The 7,177-nt window shown below is 71.8% G+C and carries 7 protein-coding genes and 1 tRNA gene; 4 read left to right on the top strand and 4 right to left on the bottom strand.

Annotated features, from left to right (window positions below; genetic code table 11):
* Positions 1-256: 256 nt before the first annotated feature.
* From ACTT8P_RS37640 to ACTT8P_RS37655, 4 genes are all read right to left on the bottom strand, one after another.
* Complete coding sequence (locus tag ACTT8P_RS37640) at positions 257-988, bottom strand: nucleotidyltransferase family protein (RefSeq protein WP_442836297.1); 732 nt, start codon at positions 986-988, stop codon at positions 257-259.
* Positions 989-1,104: 116 nt separating this feature from the next.
* Positions 1,105-1,560: a hypothetical protein gene (locus ACTT8P_RS37645; RefSeq protein WP_442836302.1), complete on the bottom strand. Its 456-nt coding sequence runs from the start codon at positions 1,558-1,560 to the stop codon at positions 1,105-1,107.
* 226 nt (positions 1,561-1,786) lie between these two features.
* On the bottom strand, positions 1,787-2,923 hold the full coding sequence (locus tag ACTT8P_RS37650; RefSeq protein ID WP_442836298.1) for an ABC transporter ATP-binding protein: 1,137 nt from the start codon (positions 2,921-2,923) through the stop codon (positions 1,787-1,789).
* A 156-nt stretch (positions 2,924-3,079) separates the two neighbouring features.
* The gene (locus tag ACTT8P_RS37655) at positions 3,080-4,114 is read right to left on the bottom strand and encodes a helix-turn-helix transcriptional regulator (RefSeq protein WP_442836299.1); all 1,035 of its coding nucleotides are present in this window, start codon (positions 4,112-4,114) and stop codon (positions 3,080-3,082) included.
* 112 nt (positions 4,115-4,226) lie between these two features.
* Here ACTT8P_RS37655 and ACTT8P_RS37660 point away from each other — a divergent pair, with 112 nt between their 5' ends.
* From ACTT8P_RS37660 to ACTT8P_RS37675, 4 genes are all read left to right on the top strand, one after another.
* Complete coding sequence (locus ACTT8P_RS37660; RefSeq protein WP_442836300.1) at positions 4,227-4,637, top strand: DUF3224 domain-containing protein; 411 nt, start codon at positions 4,227-4,229, stop codon at positions 4,635-4,637.
* 85 nt (positions 4,638-4,722) lie between these two features.
* Positions 4,723-4,796: transfer RNA gene (locus ACTT8P_RS37665), tRNA-Thr, on the top strand.
* A gap of 186 nt (positions 4,797-4,982) precedes the next feature.
* Positions 4,983-5,645, top strand: coding sequence for an HAD-IA family hydrolase (locus tag ACTT8P_RS37670; protein WP_442836303.1), 663 nt, complete (start codon positions 4,983-4,985; stop codon positions 5,643-5,645).
* A gap of 103 nt (positions 5,646-5,748) precedes the next feature.
* Entirely contained in the window at positions 5,749-6,951 is a 1,203-nt protein-coding gene (locus ACTT8P_RS37675; protein ID WP_442836301.1) for a helix-turn-helix domain-containing protein, read from the top strand.
* Positions 6,952-7,177: the final 226 nt, after the last annotated feature.

The following is a 7,177-nucleotide window of genomic DNA, read 5'->3' on the forward strand; positions in this document are numbered from 1 at the left end:
CACCAGCGCCGGTCCGTCCGGCGGCGGGGCCGGTCCGGGCGCCGGCACCGGCGACGCGACCGGCGGCGCGGGCAGCGGCACCGGCACCGGCACGGACACCGGTGGTGGCGGTGCCGGCGGCGGGGCGACGTCCCCGGGGCGGCCGGGGCTGGTGGGCGGTCTGCTGGGCTGACCGCAGCCCTCTACGAGACGGGCCCCGCACCCGCGCGACACTGTGCGCGCGGATGCGGGGCCCTTCGGCGTGCGCCGGCCGTGGTCAACGGCCCTGCGCGGCCAGCTCCTTCGCCGCCTCCGTGAGGTCCTTCGCGGTGTCGATGGCCCGCCAGTAGGACCCCTGCGGGATAGGGAAGCCGGACAGCCGGCGCTCGCGGGCCAGCCGGGGGAACGTGGTCCGCTCGTGGTCGCCGCGCTCCGGGAGCAGCGCGGCGAACGCCGAGGAGAAGACGTACACGCCCGCGTTGATCTCGAACGTGGACGGGGGCGCCTCGATGAAGTCGGTGATGCGGCCGAAGCCGTCCGTCTGCACGGCGCCCCACGGCAGCCGCGGGCGGGCCAGCGCGAGGGTGGCGACGGCGTCCCGCTCGGCGTGGAAGTCGGCCATGTCGCGCAGCGAGAAACGGGTCCAGATGTCGCCGTTGGTGGCGTACCAGGGGCGGTCCGGGTGGGGCAGCCGGGCGGCGGCGTACTTCAGGCCGCCGCCGCGGCCGAGCGGCTCGGGTTCCACCACGGTGGTCACGGAGACCGGCAGGTCGGCGGTGTCCAGCCACTTCTGGAGCACCTCGGCGAGATGCCCGCAGGAGACGACCACGTCCGTCACGCCCTCCTCGGCCAGCCAGGCGAGCTGGTGACCGATGATCGGCGTCCCCGTGCCGGGGATCTCGACCATCGGCTTGGGCCGGTCGTCGGTGTACGGGCGCAGCCGGGTGCCCTGGCCGCCGGCCAGGACTACGGCCTGGGTGGGGCGGCGGGGGGTGGTCGGGTCGGTCATGGCCGAACCCTACGCGGGTGAGATTCCTCGAGCTGCGGTGTGTCGCGGTCCGGGCCGGGGGGTGCTGCGATCCGGGCCGGGGGGGGCTGCGTCCCGCGCCCCGTCCGGGGCGTCGCTCAGCCGTGGGCCGACAGGACGCCGGACGCGAAGGCCGTGTCGCAGACCGGGCGGGAGTAGGACTGGGCGCGGGTGGGGCCGTAGACGCGGACCGCGGCGCGGCCGAGGGCGCGGGCGATGGAGGCGCAGTGCCGGGCCAGCGACGGGCGGTCGTTGACGGCCTCCTGGAGGTGGGTGAGGGCGACGCCCGGGTCCTCCTCCTGGAGCTCGGTCAGCAGCCGGTCGCGCAGCACCTCGTGCGGGGCGCGGGCGGCGGCCGGCGAGGACGCCTCGGGGGCGGCGGCGTCCGACGCGGTGAGCACCGAGTCGGCCGGGGCGCCCGACCAGTTGACCCGGGTGACCGCGAGGGTCCCGGAGAGCACCAGGACAACGGGCAGGACGAAGGCGAGGGAGCGGCCGATCCGGCGGGCGGGTCCCCGGCCGCGTCGCGTCTGAAGGGCGCTGGAGTGCTTCACGGAGTTCTTCGCGGAGTGCTTCACGCGAGTGAGGGTAGCGCCCGGTGATGATTTGGCGACATTTAGTCACCGGTTCGGGGGATGAGAAAGCGGAATGGACGGGGTACGGGGTTGACGAACAGGGGTCGAAATGGGCGGTGTGCCGGGGTATTTGTCGACAACGGGAAGGGCCCCGCGGCAGCGCCGCGAGGCCCTTTTCGTCAACTCGGGTGAATCTGGGCCGGTGTCAGTCGGTGAGCCGCTCGCCCGTGGAGGACGAGAACACGTGGGTCTCGCCCGGCTGCGGCACGACGTGCAGGCTGGCGCCCTTCTGCGGCACCGCACGGCTGTTGACGCGGACCACCAGGTCCTTGGTCTCGCCGCCGACCTGGACCGCGCCGTAGACGAAGCCGTCGGCGCCGGTCTCCTCCACGACGTTGACCGAGACCGCGAGGCCGGCCGGGGCGCCCGCGGTGTTCTTGGCCAGGCCCGCGGCGGCGGCGCCGTTCAGCTCCACCACGTCGAAGTGCTCGGGGCGGACGCCGACGGTGACCGTGCGGTCGCCGCGGTCGGCGGCGGCCTTGAGCGCGTCCCGGTTGACCGGCACCACGCTGTTGCCGAACTTCACGCCGCCGTCGGTGATCGGGACCTCGATGAGGTTCATCGCGGGGGAGCCGATGAAGCCGGCGACGAACAGGTTGGCGGGCTTGTCGTACATGTTGCGCGGGGTGTCGACCTGCTGGAGCAGACCGTCCTTGAGGACCGCCACCCGGTCGCCCATCGTCATGGCCTCGACCTGGTCGTGGGTGACGTAGACGGTGGTGATGCCCAGCCGGCGCTGGAGGGAGGCGATCTGCGTACGCGTCGACACGCGGAGCTTGGCGTCCAGGTTGGACAGCGGCTCGTCCATCAGGAAGACCTGCGGCTCACGGACGATCGCGCGGCCCATCGCGACGCGCTGGCGCTGACCGCCGGAGAGCGCCTTCGGCTTGCGGTCCAGGTACTCGGACAGGTCGAGGATCTTCGCGGCCTCCTCGACCTTCTGCCGGATCTCCGCCTTGTTGACGCCGGCGATCTTCAGGGCGAAGCCCATGTTGTCGGCGACCGTCATGTGCGGGTAGAGCGCGTAGTTCTGGAACACCATGGCGATGTCCCGGTCCTTGGGCGGCAGGTGGGTGACGTCGCGGTCACCGATGCGGATGGCGCCGCCGTTGACGTCCTCCAGGCCGGCGAGCATGCGCAGCGAGGTCGACTTGCCGCAGCCGGACGGGCCGACGAGGACGAGGAACTCGCCGTCCGCGATGTCGATGTCGAGACCGTCGACGGCGGGCTTGGTGGAACCCGGGTAGACCCGGGTCGCCTTGTCGAACGTGACAGTGGCCATGGTGAAAGGCCCCCTTCTACCGGCAGGAACGTGCCGGACGATCCGTTGTAGGAAGGAGTTCCACAGCGGCCGGCCGGTGACCGGGTCCGCGGTGGTGTCCGTGGATGTTCAGTTGTGGAGGTTCGCGCCTGGTGTAGGCCACACAGGTGAACTGGGTCAGGACGGTACCCCGCGTTCACCTGGTCTGTCAGTACCCGAGGGCATGTGAACTTCGCCGGACGTCCGGTAGCGCCGGGCCAGTTCCGTGACAGTGTCCGCGACGGCCCGGCGCAGGGACTCGGGCGCCAGCACCTCCGCCTCCGTGCCGAGCCGCAGCAGGTCGCCCACCGCGACCGGCTCCGCCTCGACGGACAGCTCCACCTCGCTCCAGCCGTCCCCGCCGGGCGCCGGCCCGGCTGCCTCCAGGGCACGAGCCCCCGCCGCCCCGAACAGCATCGGCAGCAGCCTGCGGCCCCGGGGAGAGATCCGCAGCCGGGCGGTGCCCTGGTGCAGCCGGGCCTCCAGATGCTGGGCGGACCGCGCCCAGTAGGCGGGGAGGGAGAAGCCGGCGGGACGCTCGAAGGTCTCCTCGGTCACCTCGGCGTCGAGGAAGCGGGAGACGCGGTACGTGCGGGGCGGCCGGTCCGTCCCGGCTGCCACCAGGTACCAGATGCCGCCCTTGAGGACGAGGCCCAGCGGATGGACCTCGCGGTGCGCCTGCGCGCCGGACCAGCGCCGGTAGCGGGCGCGCAGCGTCCGCTGGTCCCAGACCGCCCGCGCGATCGCCGCCAGGTGCGGCACCGGGTCGGCGTCCCGGAACCAGGCCGGGGTGTCCAGGTGGAAGCGTTCCTGGACCCGGGCGGCCTGTCCGGCGGCCGGGGCCGGCAGCGCGGCCCGCAGCTTCAGCTGGGCCGACGCCAGGAACGGCCCGAGGCCCAGGTCCCGGGCCGGCCCCGGCGCCCCGGCCAGGAACAGGGAGGTGGCCTCGGCGCCGGTCAGGCCGGTCAGCCGGGTGCGGTAGCCGTCCATCAGCCGGTAGCCGCCGGCGGGCCCGCGGTCGGCGGCCACCGGGACACCGGCCGCGCCGAGCGCCTCCACGTCCCGGTAGATCGTCCGCACCGACACCTCCAGCTCGGCGGCGAGTTCGGGCGCGGTCATCCGGCCGCGGCTCTGGAGCAGCAGGAGCAGGGAGAGGAGCCGGTCGGCGCGCATGGCGGCCATTGTGGCTGGGGTGGGACCGTACCTGACAGAGGGTGTCAGGTACGGCGGTCAGGGTGGTCTGGACCCGTACGGCACCGCGCCGTATCGACGGAGAGGACCCCTCATGCCCGGCACCCGCACCACCGGCCACTTCACCGCCGCCGACTGGAAGGAGCACCCGGTCACCCCGGCCGACGAGAGCCCCCGCGTCGCCCGCGCGTCGGTGACCAACACCTTCACCGGCGGCATCGAGGCGGCCGGCACGGTCTGCGAGTACGTCATCGCCTACGTCCCCGACGGCACCGGCACCTTCACCGGCATGGAACTGCTGACCGGCCGCCTCGACGGCCGCGAGGGCGCCTTCGCGGTGGAGGAGCGCGGCCGCTTCGACGCCGACGGGACGGTGCACTGCGCCTTCGAGGTGATCGCCGGGTCGGGGACGGGGGAGCTGGCGGGGCTGCGCGGGACGGGCGAGTTCACGGCACGGCACGGGGAGGCGGAGGTGGCGTACGCGTTCACGTATGAAGTGGGGTGAGCTGGGGGGACGCGAACGTCCTGGCTCGGAGAAACGGGGGCTGTGTACAGTGGAGCCGCCTTCGCGTGCGCGGTGCGTGCGCGATGCCTCCTTAGCTCAGTTGGTGAGAGCGATCGCCTTGTAAGCGATAGGTCGTCGGTTCGAATCCGACAGGGGGCTCCCTTAAAACCCAGGTCACGTAGCTCGTGACCTGGGCTTTTTGATTCCGCTGAGTTCTCGTTGTCAGTTCCTCGTACCTTCGACGGTGCCCTTCACGGTCTGTGACCCAAGAGAAAGCCGTTCGTAGCCGACGCGCGGGGTAGCGTTTCCATGAGGTCGACGGAGAGGACGCCCGCAACCATGCCGATGCCCGCCCGTTCCCCTGAACCCACTGCCCCGCGCGGGCTCATCCTGGACTTCGCCGGAGTGCTGACCGCTGATCCCCGACCGACTCACCGCCTGTGGGCCGAGTCGGAGGGCCTGCACGCGGAGGCGTGGCGCGCCACCCTCAACGACACCGCCGACGGGCGACAGCTGTACGCGGCGCTGGAGATCGGCCAGCTCGGCCAGGCGGAGTGGAACGCGCAGACGGCCGCTCTGCTCGGGACGAACGTCGATCCGGTGAACCTGATGGGCCGCGTCTGGTCCAAGGTGCCGGCGGCACCTCGCATGGCAGCTCTCGCCCGCGCGGCCAAGGAAGCGGGCTTCCGGCTTGCTCTCCTGTCGAACAGCTTCGGCCTGGACCCTTTCAACCCGTACGAGCACGTCGGTATCTGGGATCTCTTCGACGTACACGTCATCTCCGAGGTGGTCGGCCTGGCAAAGCCGGACCCCGCGATCTACCGACTCACCCTCGATCGCCTCGGTCTCCCTGGGACGGCGTGCGTGTTCGTCGACGACCATCCGGTGAACCTTCCGCCTGCCGAAGCCCTAGGGATCACCACCGTTCTTGCGACGGACGAGGACACTGCCGTCGCCGAACTCGAGGGCCTGCTCGGTGTGACGGCGACTGTCTCCGTGCGGAGCTGATTCCAGCCTCACCAACGGGTGCCCTTTCGGAGAAGGGGTGTTGGCCGCCCCCTCGCCATGGATACGGTCCACTCCTGGCGGATCGGAAGAGGAAGTGGCTCTCATGCAATGGTCGGAGTACACCACCGCCGAGAGACTCAAGGCGCTCCGGAACGGCATGACGCAGGAGCAGTTGGCCGAGGCCGCCGAGGTGTCGGTCGGCGTCGTACGCAAGCTGGAGCGTGGCGGCACCGCCTCTCTTCCTTCCCTGCTTTCCATCGCTTCTGCCCTGGGCACCGACATCGCCGTGCTCTTCGGGCAGCAGGAGCCCCGCCGCTCGATGGACCGCGACGAGCGGGCGGCCCTGCGCACGCTGTCGGCCGCGACCCACGACGCCGCCATCGGCTTCTCCTCCGATACCGAGCCGGGGACGGTCGACGAGCTCCGAGCCGTCGTCCAGCACGCCGACGCGGCCTACTGGTCGGGGCGGTACACGGAGCTGGGCGCGCTGCTCGGCGCCCTGCTACCGGAGGCCCGTGCACGGTACGACGCTTCAGCCGCGCACGAGAAGTCAGCGGCGGCCGGCGTACTGGCCGACACCTTCCAGACCGCCGGCATGGCCGCGAACGTCTGGGGCTCGCGGGACCTCGCCTATGCCGCGCTCACCTACGGCCGCCAAATCGCCGTCCAGGCGGACGACGAGCTGCGCGACGCGCATCTCGCGGCCACCACGTCCTGGGTCAACCTTCGTGACGGGCGGACCGCCCAGGGCTTCTCACTGGCCGTCGCCCAAGCCGAGCGGATCGAGCCGAAGATGTCGGAGCACGATCCCGATCGGCTGTCCGTGTACGGGCAACTCGTCGCCAACGCAGCCGTGGCCGCCTCACGCGGTGGGGCCTCCCCGGAGACAGCCCGGGAGTACCTGTCCCAGGCGCATGCCGTCGGAGCCCGTCTCGGCGCCGAGCACGCTCGGGGAGAACACGCCCAGCCCTACGGGCCGCTCTATGCGGCCACGCAGGCCATGAGTGTCGCGATCGCTCTCGGAGATACCCCCGGAGCCCTGCGGTTGATGGACACCGTCAGGCTGGACGACACCGTCCCTCTGGCCACGCGAGCCCGCTACGGCCTGGACGTCGCCCTGACCCATGTCGAGTGCCGGCGGTGGGAACGGGCCGCCGACACCCTCGAAGCCGTCTGCGCCATGGCACCTGGCTGGGTGCCGCACCAGATGCTTCCCCAGGTGATCATCTCTCGACTCTCCGGGCTGCCGGTCAGCCGGTTGCGCGGTCTCGCTCACGCGGCGAAGGTCCCGTTGGGAGTTCGCTGACCACCGACCTGTACACGGGAAAGCGCTGACCGCCACGCTCCGTAGCAGCGGCGGTGACAGCGGCTGCAAGGCCTGCCACGCTCCGTGGCAGAAGCACTCGACACCGACCGCGCGTGCCACCACGCGGCATGACAGCGCGCCGCCCACGCAGGTCGCGTCCCGCGAAGTGGTGTAAGCGATCACGCGCCTTGCTGCCCGCTGTCCGGCTCGCGACGATCTTTCCGCC

This window comes from Streptomyces sp. JW3 (assembly GCF_052216785.1).
GTDB lineage: Bacteria > Actinomycetota > Actinomycetes > Streptomycetales > Streptomycetaceae > Streptomyces.

Excerpts from the sequence above, each read along its gene's own strand:
- ACTT8P_RS37640 (WP_442836297.1), bottom strand. The coding sequence starts at position 988 with ATGACCGACCCGACCACCCCCCGCCGCCCCACCCAGGCCGTAGTCCTG.
- ACTT8P_RS37650 (WP_442836298.1), bottom strand. The coding sequence starts at position 2,923 with ATGGCCACTGTCACGTTCGACAAGGCGACCCGGGTCTACCCGGGTTCC.
- ACTT8P_RS37655 (WP_442836299.1), bottom strand. The coding sequence starts at position 4,114 with ATGCGCGCCGACCGGCTCCTCTCCCTGCTCCTGCTGCTCCAGAGCCGC.
- ACTT8P_RS37660 (WP_442836300.1), top strand. The coding sequence starts at position 4,227 with ATGCCCGGCACCCGCACCACCGGCCACTTCACCGCCGCCGACTGGAAG.
- ACTT8P_RS37670 (WP_442836303.1), top strand. The coding sequence starts at position 4,983 with ATGCCCGCCCGTTCCCCTGAACCCACTGCCCCGCGCGGGCTCATCCTG.
- ACTT8P_RS37675 (WP_442836301.1), top strand. The coding sequence starts at position 5,749 with ATGCAATGGTCGGAGTACACCACCGCCGAGAGACTCAAGGCGCTCCGG.